At 72.2% G+C, this 22,104-nt stretch carries 15 protein-coding genes; 6 read left to right on the forward strand and 9 right to left on the reverse strand.

Translation table 11 applies throughout. The features are described from left to right. Nucleotides 1-88 precede the first annotated feature (88 nt). The 4 genes from G011_RS0104740 to G011_RS0104755 form a co-directional block, all read right to left on the reverse strand. A complete protein-coding gene (locus G011_RS0104740; RefSeq protein ID WP_019607482.1) occupies nt 89-937 on the reverse strand; it encodes a hypothetical protein in 849 nt (282 codons plus the stop codon). After that, nucleotides 934-2,142 carry a homogentisate 1,2-dioxygenase gene (locus G011_RS0104745; RefSeq protein ID WP_019607483.1) on the reverse strand — a complete coding sequence of 403 codons (1,209 nt, stop codon included), beginning with the start codon at nt 2,140-2,142 and terminating at the stop codon, nt 934-936. Before G011_RS0104745 ends, G011_RS0104740 begins: the two co-directional genes overlap by 4 nt. Nucleotides 2,143-2,178: 36 nt before the next feature. Beyond that, on the reverse strand, nt 2,179-4,023 hold the full coding sequence (locus G011_RS0104750; RefSeq protein ID WP_019607484.1) for an FAD-dependent monooxygenase: 1,845 nt from the start codon (nt 4,021-4,023) through the stop codon (nt 2,179-2,181). Nucleotides 4,024-4,097: 74 nt separating this feature from the next. Beyond that, the gene (locus tag G011_RS0104755; RefSeq protein WP_019607485.1) at nt 4,098-5,060 is read right to left on the reverse strand and encodes an MBL fold metallo-hydrolase; all 963 of its coding nucleotides are present in this window, start codon (nt 5,058-5,060) and stop codon (nt 4,098-4,100) included. A gap of 360 nt (nt 5,061-5,420) precedes the next feature. Here G011_RS0104755 and G011_RS0104760 point away from each other — a divergent pair, with 360 nt between their 5' ends. Both G011_RS0104760 and G011_RS0104765 read left to right on the forward strand, forming a co-directional pair. Continuing rightward, the gene (locus G011_RS0104760; RefSeq protein ID WP_019607486.1) at nt 5,421-5,954 is read left to right on the forward strand and encodes a MarR family winged helix-turn-helix transcriptional regulator; all 534 of its coding nucleotides are present in this window, start codon (nt 5,421-5,423) and stop codon (nt 5,952-5,954) included. A 123-nt stretch (nt 5,955-6,077) separates the two neighbouring features. Continuing rightward, nucleotides 6,078-7,136 carry an aminotransferase class V-fold PLP-dependent enzyme gene (locus G011_RS0104765; protein WP_019607487.1) on the forward strand — a complete coding sequence of 353 codons (1,059 nt, stop codon included), beginning with the start codon at nt 6,078-6,080 and terminating at the stop codon, nt 7,134-7,136. Between the two features lie 183 nt (nt 7,137-7,319). On the opposite strand, the gene G011_RS0104770 is transcribed toward G011_RS0104765, so the two are convergent. Beyond that, nucleotides 7,320-8,585 carry a GNAT family N-acetyltransferase gene (locus G011_RS0104770; protein ID WP_019607488.1) on the reverse strand — a complete coding sequence of 422 codons (1,266 nt, stop codon included), beginning with the start codon at nt 8,583-8,585 and terminating at the stop codon, nt 7,320-7,322. Nucleotides 8,586-8,977: 392 nt separating this feature from the next. On the opposite strand from G011_RS0104770, the gene G011_RS0104775 reads away from it, so the two are divergent. Further along, nucleotides 8,978-9,445, forward strand: coding sequence for a GNAT family N-acetyltransferase (locus tag G011_RS0104775; RefSeq protein ID WP_019607489.1), 468 nt, complete (start codon nt 8,978-8,980; stop codon nt 9,443-9,445). 96 nt (nt 9,446-9,541) lie between these two features. Continuing rightward, nucleotides 9,542-11,170 carry an OmpA family protein gene (locus tag G011_RS32840; protein WP_019607490.1) on the forward strand — a complete coding sequence of 543 codons (1,629 nt, stop codon included), beginning with the start codon at nt 9,542-9,544 and terminating at the stop codon, nt 11,168-11,170. 523 nt (nt 11,171-11,693) lie between these two features. Here G011_RS32840 and G011_RS0104785 read toward each other — a convergent pair. Beyond that, nucleotides 11,694-15,236, reverse strand: a complete 3,543-nt coding sequence (locus tag G011_RS0104785) for a hypothetical protein (RefSeq protein ID WP_155979713.1) — start codon at nt 15,234-15,236, stop codon at nt 11,694-11,696. A gap of 507 nt (nt 15,237-15,743) precedes the next feature. Here G011_RS0104785 and G011_RS29525 point away from each other — a divergent pair. Beyond that, nucleotides 15,744-16,478, forward strand: coding sequence for an HAD family hydrolase (locus G011_RS29525; RefSeq protein ID WP_019607494.1), 735 nt, complete (start codon nt 15,744-15,746; stop codon nt 16,476-16,478). Between the two features lie 169 nt (nt 16,479-16,647). Here the strand turns inward: G011_RS29525 and G011_RS30935 are convergent, their stop codons facing one another. The 3 genes from G011_RS30935 to G011_RS0104815 form a co-directional block, all read right to left on the reverse strand. After that, entirely contained in the window at nt 16,648-16,854 is a 207-nt protein-coding gene (locus tag G011_RS30935) for a DUF397 domain-containing protein (RefSeq protein ID WP_081642922.1), read from the reverse strand. 187 nt (nt 16,855-17,041) lie between these two features. Further along, on the reverse strand, nt 17,042-18,649 hold the full coding sequence (locus G011_RS0104805) for an ABC-F family ATP-binding cassette domain-containing protein (RefSeq protein ID WP_019607495.1): 1,608 nt from the start codon (nt 18,647-18,649) through the stop codon (nt 17,042-17,044). Between the two features lie 775 nt (nt 18,650-19,424). Beyond that, entirely contained in the window at nt 19,425-20,693 is a 1,269-nt protein-coding gene (locus G011_RS0104815; RefSeq protein WP_026338024.1) for a GNAT family N-acetyltransferase, read from the reverse strand. A gap of 267 nt (nt 20,694-20,960) precedes the next feature. On the opposite strand from G011_RS0104815, the gene G011_RS0104820 reads away from it, so the two are divergent. Beyond that, nucleotides 20,961-21,977, forward strand: coding sequence for an N-acetylglucosamine kinase (locus tag G011_RS0104820; RefSeq protein WP_019607498.1), 1,017 nt, complete (start codon nt 20,961-20,963; stop codon nt 21,975-21,977). The last annotated feature ends 127 nt before the right edge of the window (nt 21,978-22,104 follow it).

The raw sequence follows: 22,104 nt of genomic DNA on the forward strand, positions 1-22,104 counted from the left end.
GCGGCCGGGCTCTCGGAGCGGACGGCCTTTCGGAGCTGACTCGGAGCGGACCGGGTCCTGAGGCGGGCACGCCCCGGGACCGGAGGCTTCAGCGGGCGCGGGAGGCGGGCAGCGCCCCGAGCACGACCAGGTCCTCCAGGGGTTCGGTGACGCTGCACGTGCCGAAGGAGCGGAACCGGCCGCGCACCGCCCGCGCCTCCTCGTCGGTGAGCTTGGCGGCCAGGGCCGCCAGGCGCGGACCGTCGCGGTCGGCCAGCACGAGGGCGGCCTCCCGCTCGGAGGCCCCGTCGAGCAGGGCGGCCGTGGCCAGCAGCACGTTGAGGAAACCGTGCTGCTCGAAGCCCTCGGCGGTGGTGTGGCGGACGGCGTGGTGGAGCCCGGCCGTGCACTTGAAGGGCACGCCCAGCTCCACGGCCGCGTACAGGAACTCGGCCAGCTCCTCCTCCGCGGGATGGGCCTCGACGGTGAGCCCCCCGGTGCGGAACTTGGCGCTGTGGCCGGTGCCCGCCAGCGACCGCAGCTCGGCGGGCACGTCCCCCTGGCGGGAGACCTCCACGAACCCCTCGGCCCCCTCGGGCAGGTGCTCGGTCAGCCGCGCGGCGACCTCGGCGGCCGTTCCGGGCGCGGCTGCGGCCTCCACCCCGGCCAGGCGCAGCACGGGGTCGGCGGTCGCGGCCGCGACGGCGGGGCCGACGCCCTCGGCGCCGCCGGGGACGGTGACCACGACCGCGAGCGGGCCGTGCCCCGGCTCCTCACGCGCCAGGACGGCGCGCAGCTCGCCCACGCGCGCGTCGGAGACCAGGAACGGGCCGACGTACTCGGCGCGCTGCCCGGCCCGGTGGGCGCGGTGGGCGGGCAGCGCCCCGCCCATGGGGGCGTTGCCGGGCGGGAAGAGGGCGGCGTCGTCGAACAGGCCGCGGTACAGCTCGGCGCTCACCGCCGCTCCCTCCGTCCCCCGGCCCAGGTCCAGGCGTAGACTCCGTCGTCGCTGGCCAGGCCGCCCTCGCCCAGGTCCAGCGGGCGGAAGGTGTCGACCATGACGGCGAGTTCGTCGAAGGCCTCGGCGCCGATGCTGCGCTCGTAGGCGCCGGGCTGGGGGCCGTGGGAGTGGCCGCCGGGGTGCAGGGAGATGGAGCCCTGGCCGATCCCCGATCCCTTGCGGGCCTCGTAGTCGCCGCCGCAGTAGAACATGACCTCGTCGGAGTCCACGTTGGAGTGGTAGTAGGGCACCGGGATGGCGCCGGGGTGGTAGTCCACCTTGCGCGGCACGAAGTTGCAGATGACGAAGTTGTGGCCCTCGAACACCTGGTGCACGGGCGGCGGCTGGTGCACGCGGCCGGTGATGGGCTGGAAGTCGGCGACGTTGAAGACGTAGGGGTACAGGCACCCGTCCCAGCCCACGACGTCGAAGGGGTGGGTGGGGTAGGTGTAGCGGGTGCCGGAGATGCCCCCGGGCCCGTCGCCGCGGTGCTTGATGAGCACGTCGACGTTCTCGCCCTCGGCCAGCAGCGGCTCGGAGGGGCCGCGCAGGTCGCGTTCGCAGTAGGGGGCGTGCTCCAGGAACTGCCCGTAGCGGGACAGGTAGCGCTTGGGCGGGGCGATGTGGCTGTTGGCCTCCACCACGTAGGCGCGCAGGGGCTGGTCGCCGGTGGGCACCCAGCGGTGGGTGGTGGCGCGCGGCAGGACGACGTAGTCGCCCTGGCCGACCTCCAGCAGGCCGAAGACGGTCTCCACGCGGGCGGTGCCCGACTCCACGTACACGCACTCGTCGCCGATGCCGTTGCGGTACAGCTCCGAGGGCGCCCCGGCGACCACGTAGGAGATGCGCACGTCGTCGTTGCCCAGGACCAGGCGGCGCGACTCGACGACGTCGGCGGCCTTCCACTCCTGGTCGGAGAACAGCTCGTGCAGCTTGAGGTGGCGCGGCACCATCGGGGCGTTGCGTGTGCGGGACTGGTCGGGGACCTCCCACTCGGCGGCGTCGACGATGGCCGAGGGGATGGCGCGGTGGTAGAGCAGCGAGGAGTCGGCGGAGAAGCCCTCCTCCCCCATCAGCTCCTCGTAGTACAGCCCGCCCTCGGGGGTGCGGTGCTGGGTGTGGCGGGTGCGGGGCACCTCGCCGACCTGGCGGTAGTAGGCCATGGCGGTGTTCTCCCTTCCGTGTGGAGTGGGTCCGGGTCAGGCTGTCGGGGCGGGCTCGTCGCCGCGCGGGTCGGGGGCGGCGCCTCCGGGGCGGTCCGCGGCGGCGGGCCGGTCGGTCGCGGTGGCCGCGATGGGCTCGCCGCTCGCGCCGCGCGGCGCGTTCGCGTCGGATCGCGCGTCCGCCCCGCTGGCCGCGTTCGTGTCGGACGCGCCGTCCGTCGGGGCGGGCACCGTCGGGACCGGGGCCAGCCCCAGCGCGGTGCGCACGGCCGCGCGCACGGCCTCGGGGTCGGCGCCCGCGACGACGGCGGCGACGTGGGCGTCGGGGCGCACCAGCCACACCTGCCCCGGCTCGGGTACCAGCGCCCTGGTCAGCGCGCCGGTGGTGTCGATCCGGTCCAGGTACAGGGCGGTGACGGGCGCCGGGGTGGCCCCGCGCGCGGCGGCGCGCACGCCCTCCAGGAACGCGTCGGGGTCGGCGCCCTCGGGGGCGGCGCCCACCAGCAGGGTCAGGCCCTCGCGCAGCAGGGGGCGCAGGCGCGCGGGGGCGCCGTCGCCGGGCAGGTCCACGGGGGCGTCGGGCAGGACCACCCCGGGGCAGGGGGCGGGCGCCTGGCCGCGCGGGGGCCTGCCGCCGAAGGGCCGTTCGGGGCAGGGGGTGGTCAGGGACGAGTCGGTGTACCAGAAGGGTTCGGCCAGGCGACCGGAGTCGACCCGGGCGCGTGCCGCCTCCTCGGTGAGGGCCGCTTCGAGCACGGCCAGGCGGGTGCGGTGCTCCTCCTCGTCCCGGGGGACGAGGAAGCGCATGGTGGCGCTGGTGACGTCGGCGTTCTCCAGGGCGGCGGCGTGGCGCTCGGCGTGGTAGCTCTCCAGGAGTTCCTCGCCCGCCCATCCGGCCAGGACGTAGGCGAGCTTCCAGGCGGCGTTCTCGGCGTCCTGGACCCCGGAGTTGAGGCCGCGGGCGCCGAAGGGGGCGACCAGGTGGGCGTTGTCTCCGAGCAGCAGGACGCGGCCCGCGCGCATGCGTTCGGCCACGCGGGTGTGGAACCGGTAGACCGAGTGCCAGACGATCTCGTAGGGCCGCTCGCCGATGATCTGGCGGATGCGGGCCTCCAGTCGGCCGCTGGCCTCCTCGGCGTCGAGGTCGAAGTCGGAGGGCACCTGCCAGTCGATGCGGTACACCGAGCCGGGGCAGGGGTGGATGAGCACCTGGCGCCCGGGGTTCCACTCGGGGTCGAAGTAGAAGCGGCGTTCGCGCTCCCATCCGGCCAGGTCGGCGCGGATGTCGCAGATGAGGAAGCGGTCGTCGAAGGTGGTGCCGTCGAAGGACAGGCCCAGGGCCTCGCGGACCACCCCGCCGTGGGCGCCGAGGCAGGACAGGGCGTGGGAGCCGCGCAGGCGGACGGGCCCATCGGGGGTGCGGCACTCGACGGTGACGCCGCGCTCGTCCTGGGAGAGGCCGGTGACCCGGTGGTTCCACAGGGTGCGCACCCCGGCGGCGGCCAGGCGCTCGTCGAGGACCTGTTCGGTGCGGGACTGGGAGATGTTGACGAACGGCGGCAGGGGCGAGGCGCCGGGGTCGGGGAGGCGGACGCTGAACAGCTCGCTGTCGCGGTAGAAGGTGCGGGCGGTGTCCCAGGTCAGCCCCTCCTCCGCGACCTGTCCGGCGCCCAGCCAGTCCCAGACGTCGAGCACGTCGCGCTGCTGGCAGATGGCCTTGGAGCCGACGGCGTCGCGTTCGGGCCGTGCGTCCATGAGCAGTACGGGGACGCCCCGCCGGGCCAGCAGCAGGGCCGCGGTCTGGCCGACCGGGCCCGCGCCGAGCACCAGGACGGGATCGGCGGCGGTGTCCGCGGGAGTGCGTGGAGCGGGGGGTCGCATCTGGTGGCTCCGTTCGGCGTGGACGCCCCGTACGGGCGTGGAAGGGGTCGGGAATCGGTGGGCGGGGCGGCGGGTCAGCCCTGGAGCTGGTCCCAGACCTCGCGGTCGCGCTCGGCGGTCCAGATGACCGGGCGCTCGATGCCGGAGAACTCGTCCCACAGGCGGGAGACGTCGAAGGGCAGGCAGTGCTCGAAGATGGGCCAGTGGCCGTAGTCGCCGACGAGGGCGGCGTGGGTGGCCTCGAAGGCCTCCTTGAGGGTGCCGCCGCGTCCGTGGACGGCGCCGACCTCGCGGATCATGACGTCGAGGAACCCGCGGGTCTGCTCGATGGCGGCGTCGACCTCCTCGCGGCCTCGGCTGACCGCGCCGCGCCCGCCGACGAGCATCTCGGCCTCCAGGGCCTTGACGCCGTCCAGGGTGGCCCCGGCCCAGTCGTGGTGGAAGGCGTCGCCGGTGTAGAGGGCGGCCTGGGCCTCGACGAGGTCCCCGGCGAAGAGGATCCTCTGCTTGGGCAGCCAGGCGACGATGTCGCCCTCGGTGTGGCCGCGGCCGAAGTACTGGAGGACCAGCTCGCCCCGGTCGCCGCCCAGGTCGATGGTGGTGCGGTCGGCGAAGGTCTGGGTGGGCCAGGTCAGCCCGGGCACGGAGTCGGCGTCCTTGGCCAGGCGCGGCATGCGGGCGAACTCGCTGGCCCAGTCCTCCTTGCCGCGCTCGCGGATGAGTTCGTGGGTCTTCTCGTGGGTCAGGATGATCTCGGCGTCGAAGGCGCTGGCGCCCAGGACGCGGACCGCGTGGTAGTGCGAGAGCACCAGGTAGCGGATCGGCTTGTCGGTGTGCTCGCGCAGCTTGGCGAGCCACTCCCCCGCGGCGGCGGGCGTGGCCAGGGCCTCGAAGGCCACGAGGAAGTCCTCGCCCTCGATGGCGCCCACGTTCGGGTCGCCCTCGGCGGTGAGGGCGTAGACGCCGTCGGCCAGGACCTCCAGGGTCTGCTCCTTGGCCTCGGTGTCGGCGGATGAGGCGAACGGCTTGGCTGCCATGGTCGGGGCCCTTCACTCGCTCCGGACGGCTGCCGCCGCCCAATTGATCAAAGGTTTGATGATCCTGACCATAACGTGCTCCGCGCCACAGGACCAAGAGGCCCAGAGCCCGCTACTGAGTGATACAGATCACATGATACGACGGGGGCGGGTGTGTCCGCCGACCTCCCACCTGGCGGTTCGCGAGCGCGGCCCGGGCGGGGCGGACTCAGCTGCGCGGCGGCTCCGACCGGTGCCGACGCGTGCGCCGGGCCGCCCGCCGTGTGCCGGGAGCGGAGGCGGGCGCTCCCCGACCGGCGCGGACGCGCGGGACCGGCCGCGACCGGTCCCGGCGGGAGATCAGGCACTAGGCTGACCGACGTGACCCACGACACCGCCCCCGAACTCACCTTCTGGTCCTTCGTGGACTACGCGGTGCGGAAGGCCGAGCAGGAACTGCCCTCCGTGAACGCCGACGCCATGCGGATGGTCCTGACCCTGAGCCGGGCGACGAGCATGGTCGTCTACGACCTGGAGTCGTCCGTGCACCGCCCGCGCGGGCTCACCTGGCCCGGGTTCCGGGTGATCTTCGCGCTGTGGCTGGCCGGGCCCATGGAGGCCAAGACCACCGCCGAGATCTCGGGGATGAGCCGGGCCGCGCTGTCCGCGCTGCTCAACACCCTCGAACGCGACGGGCTCATCGTGCGCGAGCGCGCCGCCCACGACCGGCGCGCCCTCCAGCTCAGCCTCACCGAGGCCGGGTACCGGGCGATCCTCGGCGGTTTCCGGGCGCACAACCGGCGCGAGAGCGCCTGGGCCGAGGCCCTGGAACCCGACGAGCGTCAGGAACTCGTGCGCCTGCTCAACAAGCTCATGGCGGGCTCCACCGAGGCCGAGGCCAAGTTCCGCATCTGAGGCGCCGGGGGCTGGAAGGGGGTCCGCCCCGTGCCCGGCGCTTCGGCCCCCGCCGCCAAAGGCAGTCCTTTCCCGGCCGGAATGGACCTTGAGCGGTCCCCGCCGCGCTGTGAGCATCGGGGCATGGACGAAGCCGGACGGGCCCGCCTGCGGGCCGCGCAGCAGGAGTTCGCTGCCGAGAGCACCTACCTCAACACCGCCACGCACGGCCTGACGCCCCGGCGGGCGCTACGGGCCCTGGAGCAGCACACCCGCGACGTGGCCGCGGGCCGGTTCCAGCCGGGTGGGGCAGACGCGGGCATCGAGCGCGCCCGCTCCGCCTACGCGCGCCTGACCGGGGTGCCCGCCTCCCACGTGGCCATCGGCAGCCACGCCTCCCAGTTCGTGGGCACCGTCGCCGCCAGCCTGGCCCCGGGCGCGCGGGTGCTGACGGCGGCCGACGAGTTCAGCTCGGTCGTCCACCCCTTCATGGCCAGGGCGGACGCGGGGATCAGCGTGCGCGAGGTGCCCCTGGCCGACCTGGCGTCGCGGGTGGGACCGGACACCGACCTGGTGGCCGTCTCGGCCGTGCAGTCCGCCGACGGCGCGATCGCCCCCGTGGAGGACCTGATCGCGGCCTGCGCCGACCACGGGGCGCGGCTGCTGCTGGACACCACCCAGGCCGCGGGGTGGCTGCCCCTGCCCGTGGACCGGGTCGACTACACGGTGTGCGCGACGTACAAGTGGCTGCTGGGCCCGCGCGGTTCGGCCCTGCTCACCGGCACCGAGGAGGCGCTGGCCGCACTCTCCCCGCTGGCCGCGAACTGGTACGGGGCGCACGAGCCCTGGAAGTCGCTCTACGGCGGCCCGCTGCGGCTGGCCGAGGGCGCGCGGCGCCTGGACCTGGCGCCGGTGTGGGGGGCGTGGGTCGGGCTGGAGGAGACCCTGTCCCTGGTGGAGGAGGTGGGCGTGGAGGTCATCCGCGAGCACAACGCCGCCCTGGGAGACCGCTTCCGCGAGGCCGTGGACATGGAGCCCGCCGGGTCGGCGATCGTGTCGGTCCCGGTGCCCGAGGGCGCGGTGGAGCGCGTGGCCGAGGCGGGGATCGTCACGGCGGCCCGCAACGGGCGGATGCGCGCGGCGTTCCACCTGTACAACGACGAGTCCGACGTGGACCGGCTGGTCAAGGCCCTGAAGGGCTGAGGGCACGGGTCCGGCCCCGCCGCCGGGCGGGGCCGGACCGCCGGGTGCGGCCGGTCCTCGAAACAGCCGGGAGAACCCGGGGCCGCGACGTGCCGGGGCCGCCGGAACGCGGAGGACGGCACCGGCGCGGGGTCGCCGATCTCCGGGGGCGCTGGCGCTCCGGGAGATCGGCGGCCCGCGGGGTCAGAAGATCAGACCGCAGAAGGGCGCGCGGGAGCGGTGCAGGGCCGCGTCCAGGCGCTCCACCGCGCCCGGGGTGTGCTCGGTGATCAGGCCCGCGCGCAGGTAACCGTCCAGGGAGGTCTGGCCCAGGTGGGCGGCGCCCAGGTGCGACACGTCCAGGCTGACGTCGGGGGCCGCGTCCGTGGCCTCCACGCGGGCGCCTCCGGTGTCGGCCTTGACGTGCCAGCGCCCGGCGTTCCAGGGAGCGAACCGGTCGGCGACCTCCAGGACCGCCTCCACCGGCGCGGCGTAGGAACGTTCGGACAGGGCCCCGGGCACGTCCACCAGCCGCACCCACAGGGAGGTGTAGAGCGTGGGCGCCGCCCGGCCGCTGTCCACGAGCAGGCGGTGCAGCGGGTCGTCCACGGCCAGGAAGTCGAAGGTGATCTCGGTGACCAGGTCGCGGTTGAACAGGTGGTCGTACAGGGCGGTCCAGGCGGCCGGGGTCGTGGCGGTGATCTCCTTGACGTACACCTCTCCGCGCGAGCCGTCGCGCTCCCACCTGTTGCGGGTGCGGTAGAGCGCGTAGCCCAGCGGCCCGTCGGGGCCGCTGACCACCGCGGCCCGCAGCGGGCCGCGGCCTTCGCGGAACTGGGCCTGGTCGCGCAGGACCCGGTCCCACCAGTGGGCGGCGCGCTGGAACTGGCCGACCTGCACGGCGGCGACCTCGCGGTGGACCCGTTCCAGGTCCGGGCGCACCTGCCCGGGGTCGGCCAGGCGGACCCGCAGAGCGGGGTCGCGGGGCGCGTCGGCGCGCAGGCGCGCGTGGGGCTGGCGGACGGCGGTCTCCATCTCGGTGACCGCCGGGCCGTAGCCGAACCGGCCGTAGATGGCGCCCTCGGAGGCCCACAGAGCGGCGTAGCGCTCCCCGCGCGCGTGGATGTCGGCGAGCTGGCGGCGCATGAGCGCGCTGAGCACGCCGCGGCGGCGGTACGTGGGCCACACGCCCACGCCGGTCACCCCGGCCACCGGGCGCGGGCCGCCGGGCAGGGCCATCTCGAAGGCGAAGTCGTTGACCGCGCCCACGATCTCGTCCCCGTCCACGGCGACCAGGACGCGGTCGTAGCCCTCGGCGTCCAGGAGGGGGCGCAGGAAGGGCTCGCGGTCCTCGGGCGGGTCCGAGGACAGCAGCGCCTCGCCGACGACGCGCATCACCTCGGAGTACTCGTCGCGGTCGGTTCCCCGTACGGTCCATTCGGTCGGGGTGGCGTCCCCTCCGGCATTCACGTGTGCGGTCCTCCACTCTTCGGAACCGGGGATCGGCGCACTCGCGGCGAGGGCGGGACGAGCCCGGGGTCCACTTCATGTTCAGGGCGATACTGGCACGTTCCGGACACATGGCCCAGGCCCAGGTAGTACGCCCGTGGGCTCGGTTCCGACGCACGGCGCACGGGGTCCGGAGGGCCAGAGCCACAACGTACGGACTCCACCGGGAGGCGTGCCACTCCTTTTCGCGGTGCTTCGCGGTGCGTGGGGACCGGGCGCCGTCCATACGGCTGTGCGGAGTTCCGGGTGGGTCCGGCACCGGACGTGCGGCCGCGGGGAGCGTTCCCCGTGGGACCCGGCGCTCCCGGTGCGCGCGCTGGTGGCCGACCGCGTCCGGCGACTACCTTTCTGGCATGATCGTGCGCTCCGCCCGCCCCGGGGACGGCCCGGGCATCGCCGCCCTGATCGGTCGCGCCTCACCGCACCTGGACGAGAAGGGCTACCCGGCCTCGCTGCTGCCCGAGGACATGGTGGTGCTCGTCGCGGAGGCGGACGGGGACGGTGCGGTGGTGGGGTGGGTGGAGGGCGTGCTGGACGGCGTCTACGAGGGGTCGGGGAGCCCGGCACCGCCGCCGCACGGATACGTGCTGGCGGTGGTGGTGGACCCGGGGTGGAGACGGCGCGGGGTCGGCAGGGGCCTGTTGGAAGGGTTCGTGGACCGGGCCCGCGCGGCCGGGGTCGAGTGGGTGTTCCTGCTGCCCGAGGAGGGCGAGGGCGCCGAGGGCAGGGTGGAGTTCTTCCTCCGGTGCGGGTTCACTCCCGTGCACGATCCCGACAGGGAGTGGCCCGCCATGGGGCGGTGGACCCGCGACGCCGGATAGTCCGGAGCGGGGCCGGTACGGGCGTAGGCAGGTGGAAACCGACCGTACGCGCCGGGCATCCAACACCGCGCAGACCACCCCCTGAGGAAGGAACCCATGGCCCTGCGATCATGGCTGGCCGTACTCACGTGCGTGACGTTGTTGGTCTCGGGCTGCACCCTGCCGGGCTCCCCGGAGGAGCCCCGCCCCGAACCGGACAGCGAAGGACGGCAGGACGCCGCGGACTACCCGGAGGGTCCCTACGTACGGGAGGGGCGGATCGGGTCCAACCTGTTCCGGACGCGGATCTCGGTGCACCACGTCGAACGCTGGGAGGACCGGAGCGTCCTGCGGTTCACGGTGACCCCCCTCAACGACCAGGAGGAGGACAGGGAGGACCTGATCCTGCCCGCCCCCTTCGGCACCGGGGCACTCGACCGCCAGCACAGCGCCTTCAGCCTCGTCGATCCGCTGGGCCAGGCCTTCTACCGGCCGGTCCGCGACGAGTCGGGGGAGACCACCATCGGCAGCGAGGTGGTCCCGCACTGGGTGATGGACGCCGACTACGAGTACCAGGTGCACTTTCCCCCGCTGCCCGAGGACACCGAACGGATCACCCTGGTCGTGAACGGCTCGTTCGGCGAGTTCACCGGTATCCCGGTCATCGACGGCGGGCCCCCGGCGGAACCGCCCGGCGACAGCATCGACCCGTCCGACATCAGCCCCGGCGACACGGTGGCCGTCCCCCTGCGCGAGGCGGAGATGACCTCCGAGCCCGAAGACTACGCCCGCGACCTGTACAGCATCATCGAGGACTCCTCCCGGACCCGGACCTCGACCACCGACGAGGAGACCATCGGCCTGCACGCCGACGTACTGTTCGACTTCGACGAGGCCACCCTCACCCCCGAAGCCGAGGACGTGCTGGCCGAGGTCGTACAGGAGACCCGGGAGAACGCCGACCCGTCGCGGCCGCCCATCCGCGTCGTCGGCCACACCGACGGCAGGGGCGGTGACGACTACAACCAGGACCTGTCCGAGCGCCGCGCCCAGGCCGTCCTGGATGTCCTCGAAGAGGGTCTGGGCACCGAGTACGAGTACGAGACCGAAGGGCGGGGCGCCGAGGAACCCCTCGTCGAGGAGGGCGGCGCCGACGACGAGGAGGCACGGGCGACCAACCGCCGTGTGGAGATCTCCTACAAGATCAGGCAACCCGGCGACGCCCGGACCGGCGCCGAGCAGCAGACCGGGTCGCCCGACGGCCCGACCGGCGCCGCGGCTCCCCCGGCGCCCTTCCGCGCCGAGGACGGCGAGGTGATCGAGACGGCCGAGGCGGGCCTGGTCCAGGGCAACGCCGAGTACGAACTCGGTGTGCGTCCGCTCTACCGGGACGGCGCCTACCTCGTCGGGGTCTTCGACATCCGCCACATGGACACCGGCGGCACGGTCCCGCCGGTGCTGCGCCCGCTCAACTCCCGGGACTACCCGGGCGGGCGGTTCACCGCGTTCAGCCTCACCGCCGACGGGAACGAGGACGTGCACTACCGGGCGGTGCGCGTGGGCCCCCGGCCGACCGAGGACCTGGAGCGCGCCCAGTACCTGTCCACCCCGCAGTGGCCGATACAGCCGCTGGAGACCGGTCACACCGAACGCGTCTTCGTCTACTTCCCGGCGCCGCCGACGGAGACGGACGCCGTGACGCTCCACGCGGCGGACTTCGGGACCTTCGAGGTCCCCGTGGAGTAGGGGCCGTCGACCGCGGGCGCCCGTCGTACCCGGCGGTGGCGCCTCCCCTCCCGTGCTCGGTCGCGGCCGGGGTCTGTCAGGACCTCGGCCGCGACCCGCCCGCCGCTGACCACGACTTCCCGGAGCGGGGGGTGTCGTGGTGGTCTCCTGAGACGTGGAGCCCCTTTCCCGAAAGCTCATCCCATCCGGTTCGACCGTGTACTTGGACGCGGGTGGCGTTGCGGGAGGCCCTGCCGCATGATCGTGCCATGACGAGCCCCGCTGCCTTCCGGGACCGGACCAAGGCCGGGTGTCCACGACCTCCCACGATGCCCTCCTTCAAGGGTCACGCGGCCCCGGCGTCCGGAAATCCGGCTCCGAAGAACGCAGGACACACCAGTTCGGGGAAGTCCATGCCCTGAGCTAGCAGTGTTCATGTTTTCGGGCTGTGAGATAGCTCGGAGCAGGCGCTGGCGGCAAGACGTGTCGGGCGGGAACCCCGTAGGTGCGGTGTCCCCGCCCGACACCATCAAGCCGCCGCTTTTCAGGTGGTGGCGATCCAGCCGGTGATGCCCCGGTAGTTCACCAGGTCCCATCCCTGGCCGTGTTCGAGCACGGTGGCCTCCCCCCAACGGGGAACCAGCCCGATGGCCGCGCTGGCGGCGTCCGGCTGCATTCGGATCACCTGCCGCGTCTCAGTTGGGCCGGGTCGGGCCTGTGCCGGTACCTGGGCCAGCCCTTCCGGCGCGGGGCCCCAGCACGGCCACGCCGTCACATGGTTCGTGAGTTCGATCTGAACGGACGTCGCTCCGGGCTCCCCCTCTTCCTCGGTGGTTTCCCACCCTTGGAACACCGTGTTCCCGGACCCCGCAGGGGCCTGGAGTCCGACCGTCGTGTCCTGGTCGTAGATCCGCACCATCAGGCCGTTACCGTCGCCTCGACCAGCCTTGTCAGGGGCGGAGCAGGTGATCACCTCGTCGCCCACGCCACCCTCCGGGCGGACGGTCAGGACCTTCTGGTCCTCCGGAGCGGCTCCGCTGTCGATCTCGACGGTGAAACGGAGCTCGGTGACCTTCGGACGCTGCGAAGCCCGCAGGTCCGAAGGGAAATCCACCGACAGGGTCAGGTCCGACCACGCCGGCACGAGCGAGAGCTTCTGCCTGATCTCCTTGGACCCCTGGCCGAGGATGATATCGAGGATGTCGTCGTTGTCCGGGCTCGTGGTATCCGCTTTGATCCTGGCTGCTCCGCCCTCTTGTCGTGGAGAGCAGGTCCATCCCCAGCGAGTGGGGGCTTCGGAGGTGATGGCGTACAGTCCGCTGCCCCGGCGCATGATGCCCTTCCCTGCGGGAACGAGCTCAAGTCGCACATAGAAGTCCGCAGGCAGATCCGACCACTTCCGGTCCAGGGCGATGTGCTCCAGTGTGACGTTGCGCAGCCGAGCGAGCTGTTTTCCGGGCTCGATCAGAGTGGCCGCCAGCGGATCGATGACGACGCGGCGCGTCTTCGAGTTCAGCGCCTCGAACTGCCGCGGGGACTGTGTCGCCAGGAGTGTGAGCGGCTTCTCGCTCACGGCCGTCTTCACGTAGTTCTTCAACAGATGCTTTCGGATGTCTGCCAGGGTGTTCTGAAAGACGGTGTCGAGCGCTTCGGCGTGCGCGTTCAGTTTGGCCGCGTCCCATTCCTCGGCCGGGCCCACCAGGGAGTCGATCTTGTCGGTCACGTCCGGCAGCTGCCAGTCGACGTTGAGCTGTTTGAGTACCGCGGCCTCGTAGGACTTGACCACCAGGTACAGGTATTCCTGGAGGGTGCGCCGGGAGCGCCGCCCCATGTCCTGCACGGCCGCCACCGCCTCCGGATCGAGCGAGGCCATCTGCTGGTTCCGCTCCCTTTTGAGGCGCACGACCGTGCCGGCGTTGGCCGCCAAACGGCTGTATCCCTCACCCACCGACCGCATCACGGCCTGGAGGTCGGCGAACAGGGCCGCCTTCTTCTCGTTGACCTTCCGGATCTTCTCGGACAGGTCCTTCCACTCGCGGCTTTCGGCCTGAAGCTTGGCCAGCGCCGCTTCCACCTCGGTCCTGGGCACCTGGAGCGCCTTGAGGCCCTCCGAGGTCAAGGAGCAGGCAGAGCCCAGGGACTCACCGATCCTGCTCCAGTCCCGCGGCGTCTTGTTCTCCTTGTCCTTTGCCTCGGTCGCCTTCCGCGCCTCGTTCAGGGCCTTTCCGCTCTGTGTGAGGACAGGGCCGATCTTGGAGATCGTGGCGGGGGCGCTCTCCCAGTCATCCCCCGCGAAGTCCGACCCGACCGCAGTGAGTGACCCCAGTGCACCCAGGACCGGCTGGCCCACAGGGATCACCTGGAGCAACGCGCCCGCGATCTTGAGGAAGGACCTGATCCTGGCCTTCCGCTCCGCGTCCGCTTGGGCTTGGGCCAGCAGTTTGTCGCGCAACCGGGTCAGTTCGGTGGCCAGGCCGGTGAGCTCCTTGCTCACGGTGTCGATCGAGTGGGTGAGGCGGTGGATCTCCTGCCCGCCCTCGGTGACCTGGTCCGCCGCTGCTTTGGTGTCGGCGTTCACGGTCTCGATCGTGGTGCCGAGGATGGTGGATGCTTCGCGTGCGCTGCGCTCCGCGGTGGTGATCCGCTTGCTGATCAGCATCATCCGCAGGGCCCGCTTGGCTTCGTCCCTGTACAGCTGGATCGACCCGGACAGCGAGAGCAGGGGGCTGTACCCGGCCGGGTTGCCGAAGTAGTCGAGATGGGCCGCGTCGCGGAGCAGCAGGGTGGCGATCTCGGTGTGCGCGGCCTCCCACTCCGATTCGACCCCGTCCCAGGCGCCGGTGTCCGGGCGGGGTTGGGAGAGAGCCTTCCTGTAGTCCGGCAGCATGTCCCGCAACTGCTCCTGGGCACCTGCCAGGGACAGATCGCGCACGTAGTCCAACGTCGCCTGCAGCCCGAGCGGGTGTACCCAGGCGTTGGGGATGTCATGGACCACCGGTGCCGGGCTGCTGCCCTCCTCCGCCCCGGGGCCGCTCAGTACACGGATGTCCGTGCTACGCCATTCCGCTGCGGGGATGCCTTTATCAAAAACGATGCCAGGGAACAAGTCGATCCTGTAGAATGCGTAACTCACCGTCCATTGAGAATCCTTCGTCCGACCGGTAGGGTCATACCGCCTTCCGGCACTCCCACCTTGGTTTGAAAGTAGCTGTTCAGAGCTACCGGAAAAGTTGGTGGTCAGGGTTCCACCATTTCCTCCGCTTCCGGGCTTTCCCGGGGGTAGATGGTCCTTCTTCCCCCAGATCCACTCGGGATATGTTTTGTCATTGCTCCTTGCGAGGAAACTTTGAAAATAGGCGGCTGGAGGCCCGCCATATTGGACGAAGTTAACTTTTGCCTTTCCGTCTGGCCACAGCCCCTCAAGCCAGATGTCTGTGCTGTCCCACAGTTTTACGTGCTCGCCGCAACCACCATCTTGACCGACTCCCCCACAGGCGATCAAACGGGTCTTTGAGGGGGCGGACGAGTCCACATGCTGAACAAAGACCCGGATCGATCCGGCGCTCCTCCCGTCAGCCCCGTCCTTGGCCGGAACCCCCTTGGCTCCATCGACACCCTCGATGGCATCAGGTGCCCTCTGCAATGACCAGGGAAGGGGAGAGGTGTTGATGCTGGCGTCCTGGTCGGCCCAGATGAGGCGGCGGGCGAAAATGTCCACGTTCGCCTCCGGCAGTGAGAACGCCCCGTGCACTTCGAGGGTGTCGCAGTAGATGCGCAGGGAACCGACGGCGACCTTGGGGTTCTTCGGGTCGATCGTCTGCGTGCTCCGGTCGACGTGGAACGCCTCCCAGAGCTGGTTCTGGTGGCCCTTGGCGAGCACGATGTGCACACCCGTGACCGTGTGGTCCCTGGGTCCATCCTTCGCGGTCGTGGTGGAGAACTGCCGGATGTAGAGGGCGCTCGTCGCCTCCGGTGCCTTGGGGCGGGAGTCGATGAAGGAGCACTGCGGGCTTGCCTGTGAGATGCGTTTCAGGTCGTCTTGGATCGGGTCATCTTTCACAGTGCTGGTGGTGTGCGAAGGGTCCATCTGTGTTCCCAACGTCGAAGTTGATTTTCTGTCGCCCGCCTTCCACGCGAACCACGGGCCGGGTTCGCAGCTTTCGCGGGGTGCGTCCCTTTTGCGAAAGAAGGCCCGATTGCGACCGGTGTCCCGATTCTTCGACTTCGAGGGCTTGAGCGGGCGGGCATGGGACTCCCAAGCGGAGCTCGACTTCTTGTGACGGTAGCGTGACCTAGAGCAAGAAGTCGAATGGTGCAGAAGCACATCAAGGGGAACACGGGTCCAAGTGGACAGATCTGATCCGATACCCCGCACGCGAGGCGCCCACCTCACCCCGGAATGAAACTCCTATTCACGCCCAGAAAATGTATTGGGAAAGCTGCACCTATTTCAGGGCGGTGCGTGTTCGACTACGACCCATCGGCTACAAGAACTGGGGCACCCTCGCCTATGGCCTTCCTGAGCCCAAGCGACGCAGATCAACGAGGAACGATCGCTGGGGCAGGCCGCGACAAGGCATGCGACGATGCGTCCGTGCTGCCTCCTTCTACCACTCCCCTCATCCTCTGGGACATCGACCACACCCTCCTCACCATCAGCGGAGTGAGCAGGGACATCTACGCCCACGCGTTCGAACGGGTGACCGGCGAGCGCCCACGCAAGATCGCGTCGATGGCCGGACGTACCGAGCAGGCCATCATCACCGACACCCTCACCCTCAACGACCGTGAGGCCAACGAGACGACCATCGCGGCCTTCTACCGGGCTCTCGGGGACGCTGCGTTGGTGTTGCGGGATCGGATGCACTCACAAGGCCGGGCTCTGCCCGGTGGTCGTGGGGCCATCGCCCTGCTCCACCGCGCCGGTGCCGTGCAGAGTCTGGTCACCGGCAACATCGAAGTCATCGCCCGCGCCAAACTCCAGGCGTTCGGCCTGACCGAGCATCTGGAGTTGGACACCGGCGGGTACGGAGACCACAGCAGCGACCGCGCGCATCTGGTGACGGCCGCTCGGGAACGCACCGGGGCCAGGCTCGGTATCGTCTTCGTACCCGAAAGGACGGTGGTCGTCGGCGACACACCGCACGACGTCCGCGGGGCTCATCACGCCGGGTCCCCGGTGATCGCGGTGGCGACCGGGGCGAGCACCCGCGAGGACCTTCTCGACGCCGGGGCCGACGCAGTCCTGAGCGACCTCGGCGATGGTTCCGGGCTGGTGGCGTTGGTCGAGCGCCTCACCTCGACCACTGGTGTGAAGGAGGGGTCCTGAGGGCGCGCGAACGGTGGAAGAGGATCCGAACCTCCTCGGGGCGTCCTGTTGATCGGCGTGAAGGCGTGGAGCGGGCGGAGGTTCACCGTGGCGCGTGACAACAAAGGTGTTCGTGCGTGCTGACCGAGTCGGCGTCCCCGCCGATTCGGCCAGCGGGGACAGCACCGTCTCAGCGCTTCTTCAGGGAGGCAAGGACAGCGTTCCACTCGCCTGCGGAAACTTCCAGCGCACCCAAGGATCGATGGGCGGTATCACGTACCGCACACCTCTTGCCATCTCGGGCCTCCACGCAGTCGCCGCCGGAGCTGCCGCTGTAGGACGACTTCTTCCAGTCCCCCCGTGTATCCGACGTGTTCTCCCTATCTGCCGTACTCATGTTCGTTCTAGGAGGTCGCGAACTTCAGGGACTTCACGAAAGCGCTGCGACACCGACCGCACCACATGTTCGCGTTCGGTCGTGCGGTCTGTCTCGTGCCGGGTGTGATGGAGGCCCTGGTGTGTACTGGGGACCGGGCCCCGGCCCGGTGCCCGCCGGTTCCCTCACCGGCGGGCACCGGTCGGCGTCAGTCCCCCAGTCCGGCGCGCTGGCGCAGGCCGCCCTTCCGGTCGATCTCCAGGACGGTGTCGATCCCGATCCTGCGCAGGAACCCGTGGTCGTGGCTGACGACCAGGAGCGCGCCGCGGTAGGCGTCGAGGGCCTCGGCGAGCTGCTCGACGCTGGAGGTGTCGAGGTTGTTCGTCGGCTCGTCCAGGACGAGCAGCTGCGCGGGCGGCTCCGCCAGGAGCAGCGTGGCGAGGCAGACGCGGAACCGCTCGCCGCCGGAGAGCGTGGCGACGGGGCGGTCCACACCGTCCCCGCGCAGCAGCAGGCGGGCGAGCTGGTTGCGGACCTCGCCCGGCGGCGTGCCGGGGGCGACCGCCCGCACGTTCTCCAGCGCGCTCGCGGCGTCGTCCAGGCCGTCCAGGCGCTGGGGCAGGTACCCCACACGGTCGGTGAGGAGCGTGCCGTGCGCGCGGCCCGGAACCGGATCGCCGCCGTGGACGAGCTGTTGGAGCAGGGTCGACTTCCCGGCGCCGTTGGGGCCGACCAGGGCGACGCGTTCGGGCCCCTGGACGACGACGGTGCGCCCCTCGGCGTGGAACTCCGCCAGGCGGCGGCCGCGCGGCACGTCCGGATCGGGCAGCGTGAGGCGGATGTGCTCGTCCTCGCGTACGCGCGCGTCGGCGGCGTCGACCGCGGCCTGCGCGGCCTGGACCTTGTCGTCGAGGGTCGAGCGCATCGCCCCGGCCGAGGCCTGCGCCTTGCTGGCCCGGTTGCCCGCGAGGATCTTGGGGATGCCGCCGTCCTTCTGCGTCTTCCTGGCCGTGCGCTCGCGGCGGGCGAGCTTGGTCTCGGCCTCCACGCGCTGGCGCTTCTCGACCTTGAGGGCCTGCTGCGCGGACCGGGCCGCCTGGACGGCGGCTGCCTGCTCCTGTTCGAGGTGCTCCTTCCAGGCGCTGTAGGGGCCGCCGAACACGTCGAGGCTCCCGGCGTGGAGTTCGGCGGTGCTGTCCATGTGTTCGAGCAGTTCGAGGTCGTGGCTGACGACGACGAGGGTGCCGGGCCAGGTGTCGACGAACGCGGCGAGCCTGGCCCGCGTGGGCCGGTCGAGGTTGTTGGTGGGCTCGTCGAGCAGGGTGATCGGGGTGCGCCTCAGGCGCATACCGGTGACGGCGATGAGTACCGCCTCACCTCCGGAGACCTGCGCGACGCGGCGGTCGAGGTCGGCGGCGGTGAACCCGATCTCGTGCAGGGCCTCGTCGGCGCGCGCCTCGATGTCCCAGTCGTCGCCGACCGCGTCGAAGTGGCGTTCGTCGGCGTCGCCCGCCTCGATCGCGCGGAGCGCGGCGAGGGTGGCGTCGATGCCGAGCAGTTCGGCGACCGTCGCCTCCGTGCCCAGGGTCAGGGTCTGCGGGAGGTAGCCGACGTCGCCGACCGCGTCGACGCGTCCAGAGGTGGGGCGTAGGAGACCGGCGATCAGGCGCAGCAGGGTGGACTTGCCCGCGCCGTTGCGGCCGACGAGCCCGGTGCGCCCGGTCGTGAGCGTGCCGCTCACGTGGTCGATCGCGACCGTGCCGTCCGGCCAGGCGAAGGTGAGGTCGGTGAGTGTGACGGCGGACTTGGTGGACATGCTTGGAGCTCTCCTTGTCCCCGGCGGCGGACGACTCCGTGGTCGGGCCGCGGGGCGGGGTCGATGGCGGGGGAACACGCGAACGCCGGCAGAGTGGTGCCGGGCGGGTGCGTGTTCGACCCGTGACGGGCCGAAGAGGCGGGCGGATCGGCGTCACCGCGCGCATGAGGACGGGGCGGAAGTCGTCAACGCGTCAACTGCTCCTTGGCCGTCGCCACGCGCACGCGGACGGGGTGCCGGTCGTCTCCGCTCTCGAAGGCGGGCGGACGTCACCACGCGCACGGGGGCGCGCTGGGTGGTCGGCGTCACGAACGCGCCGGAATGGACCCGGTCGAGGGGCGGGTCAGCGACGCCGCGGGGCGTACGCGGACGGACCGCCCCCGACGAGGTCGAGGTCGTTCACCGGGGCGCGGTACGCGCCCTCGCGGATGAAGGCCACCGGCGGTTCGGTGGCTAGAGTCTGTCGACCTCGATGAGCTCCATGGCCGTCATGCTACCAGCGGGTCCCGGTGGCCCCGGGGGTGCCTGGTGCCACTGGGGGTCTCGGGGCACCTGGTGCCGCTGGAGGCCCCGAGCATCCCTGGAATCCCGGCGATGCTCGGGGCCGCTGGAAGTCCCTGGGGTCGCGGGGTACTTGGTGCCGCTGGATGCCCCTGGGGTCCCAGGGGCCTCCGCCGCATGGAGCCGCCCGTCGCCCGCGTGATGACGGACGCACGGGACCGCGTGCCCCGCGCACCGTGACCGGTACGCGAGGTCGGTACGCGGGGCCGGGCCCTCAGAAGTCGGTACCGCAGAAGGGCGCGCGCGGCGCGTGCAGGGCGGTGTCCAGGCGGGCCGCCGCGCCGGGGACGTGCTCGGTGAGCAGACCCGCGTCCGCGAAGGCGGTCAGCGTGCGCCTGCCCAGGTAGGCCGCGCCCAGGTGGGAGGCGTCCAGGCCGAGGTCGGGGGCGGCGTCGGTCGGGCTCACGCGGGCGCCGCCGGTGTCCGCCTCCAGGCGCCAGCGCCCGGCGTTCCAGGGGGCGTACCGGTCGGCGACCTCCAGCACCGTGTCCACCGGGGCGGCGTAGGGGCGGTCGGACAGGGCGCCGGGCAGGTCCACCAGGCGCACCCACAGGGCGTCGAAGTCCCGCCGGACCAGGCGCCGGGGGTCGGCCAGCAGGACGGTGAGGGGGTCGTCCTCGGGCAGTTTCTCGAAGACCGCCTCGCTGGTCAGGTCGCGGTCCAGGAGGTGTTCGTAGAGGGCGACCCGGGCGGCGGTGGAGACGGAGGCCAGCTCGCGCACCACCACCCGCCCCGAGGGCAGACCGTCCTCCCAGCGGTTGACGATGCGGTACAGCGCGTACCCGAGGGGGCCGTCGGGGCCGCGCACCAGGGCCGCGCGCAGCCGTCCGGGCCCGCCGGCCTCCTTGTCCTGGAGCATCAGGCTCCACCAGTGCTCGTCTCGGGCGAGCTGGCCCGCGCGCTGGGGCAGCGCCTCGCGGTACACCCGCTCCACCTCCTGGCGGACCTCGGCGGTCTCGGCCAGTTCGAGGGTGAGGGAGGGGTCGCGGGGGGCGTCGGGGCGCAGGCGGGCGTGGGCTCGCTGGAGGGTCGCGCCGGTCTCGCGGAAGGCCAGGCCGTAGCCGAAACGGGCGTAGATACCGCCCTCGGAGGCCCACAGTACGGAGAGTTTCTCGCCCCGGCCCCGGACGTCGGCGAGCTGGCGGCGCATGAGCGCGCTGAGGACGCCGCGGCGGCGATAGGTGGGCCACACCCCCACTCCGCTCACTCCCGCGACGCGGCGGGGTCCGCCGGGCATGGTCATCTCGAAGCCGTTGGCCAGGGCGGTGCCGACGACCCGGTCGCCGTCCACGGCGAGCAGGGTGCGGTCGTGCTCGGCGGTGGGGTGGTCGCGTTCGTTGTCCAGGATCTCCCGGGCTGAGAGGTTGAGGGCCTCGCAGAAGACCCTGACGGCCTCGGAGTGATCCTTTTCCGTGCCCTCGCGCACGGTCCACGCGGGGGCGTCGTCTCGGCGGGAGGGGTCGTGCTGTGGCGCTCCTGTCATGGCACCGAGCCTCTCAGCCGCCACGGGGAGGGCGCCAGTGGGTTTCCCCTCGTGCCGCGCACCTCCCGCGCGCGGCGCGGACGCCTGTTCCCCCGTGCTCGGCCGCTGCGGCAGACCGCCTCTCCCCCGTCCGCCGCGCGGACCGGGCCGCCGTGACGAGTAATACGCGGTGCCACGGGGCACCTCTCCCCTGTGAAACGTACGATCTCCTCTTCTTCCCGTGCCCGATCCGACCAGCCGGGCGACCGGAGCAGACTCGTCCTGGGGGTGGACGCCGGGGGCACCGCCACCCGGGCGCTGGTGGCCACCCTCTCCGGAGAGCGGCTGGGCGAGGCCCGGGCCGGGGGCGCCAACCCCAACTCCCACGGCGCGGAACGAGCCGCCGAGCGGCTGGCCGAGGCGGTGGCGGGAGCGCTCGACGCGGCCGGGCCGCGGGCACGCGGGGCCGTGGCCTTCGGCGTGGTCGGTCTGGCGGGGGTGTCCGCGCTGCGCGACGACGCGGTGCGCGCGCACCTGGAGCGGGCCCTGGCCGGGGCGGGACTGGTGCCGGAGAACACGGCGTTCACCGGCGACGACGAGGTGGCCTTCGCCTCGGGCACCCCGGGGCCCGACGGCACGGTGCTGATCGCGGGGACCGGGGCGATCGCCACCCGGGTCGAGGAGCGCAGGCGGACCCGTTCGGCGGACGGCATGGGGTGGCTCATCGGCGACGAGGGGTCGGGGTTCTGGATCGGGCACCAGGCTGCCAGGGAGACGGCTCGGCAGCTGTCCCGGAGCGGGGAGCTGAGTCCGCTGGCGCGCGCGGTGGCCAAGCAGGTCATCCCGGGCCAGCGCCCCTCGGAGGGAGGGAACCACCTGCCCGAGGAGCACGCCCGCAACTTCGCCCGGGTCCTGACCACGGCCGCCCCGGTCACGCTGGCCGCGCTGGCGCCCCTGGTCAGCGAGGCCCACGCGCAGGGCGATCCGGCGGCCGAGGTGATCGTGGAGGCCGCCGCGGGACACCTGGCGCACTCGGTGCACCAGGTGCGCTCGCCCGGGGAGAGACTGCCGGTGGTGCTGGCCGGCGGGGTGCTCTCGCGGTCCGAGCCGGTGCGCTCGGCGCTCACCCGCAAGCTGGCGTTGTCCGCGTCGGGGGCGGAGGTCGCCACGGCCGGGTGCACGGCGGGCGCGGCGGCCTGGCTGGCGGCCCTGCGGGCGGGGGCGCCGGAGGACGACCGGCGGCTGCACGCGGCGTTCACCGTGGTCGGCCGCGCTCCGGGGAAGGACCGCCCCGACGCCGCCTGAGGGCGCACGCCCGCACTGCGCCGTGGCAACGGGGTCTCTCCCACGGCGATCCCGCTACCGGCGTCGCTGTCGGTGTCGGCGGTGGCCCTGGTAGCGGGCTCGTCCCCGGCGGGCGCGGTCCGACTCG

The sequence above is a fragment of the Nocardiopsis sp. CNS-639 genome (assembly GCF_000381685.1).
Lineage (GTDB): Bacteria > Actinomycetota > Actinomycetes > Streptosporangiales > Streptosporangiaceae > Nocardiopsis > Nocardiopsis dassonvillei.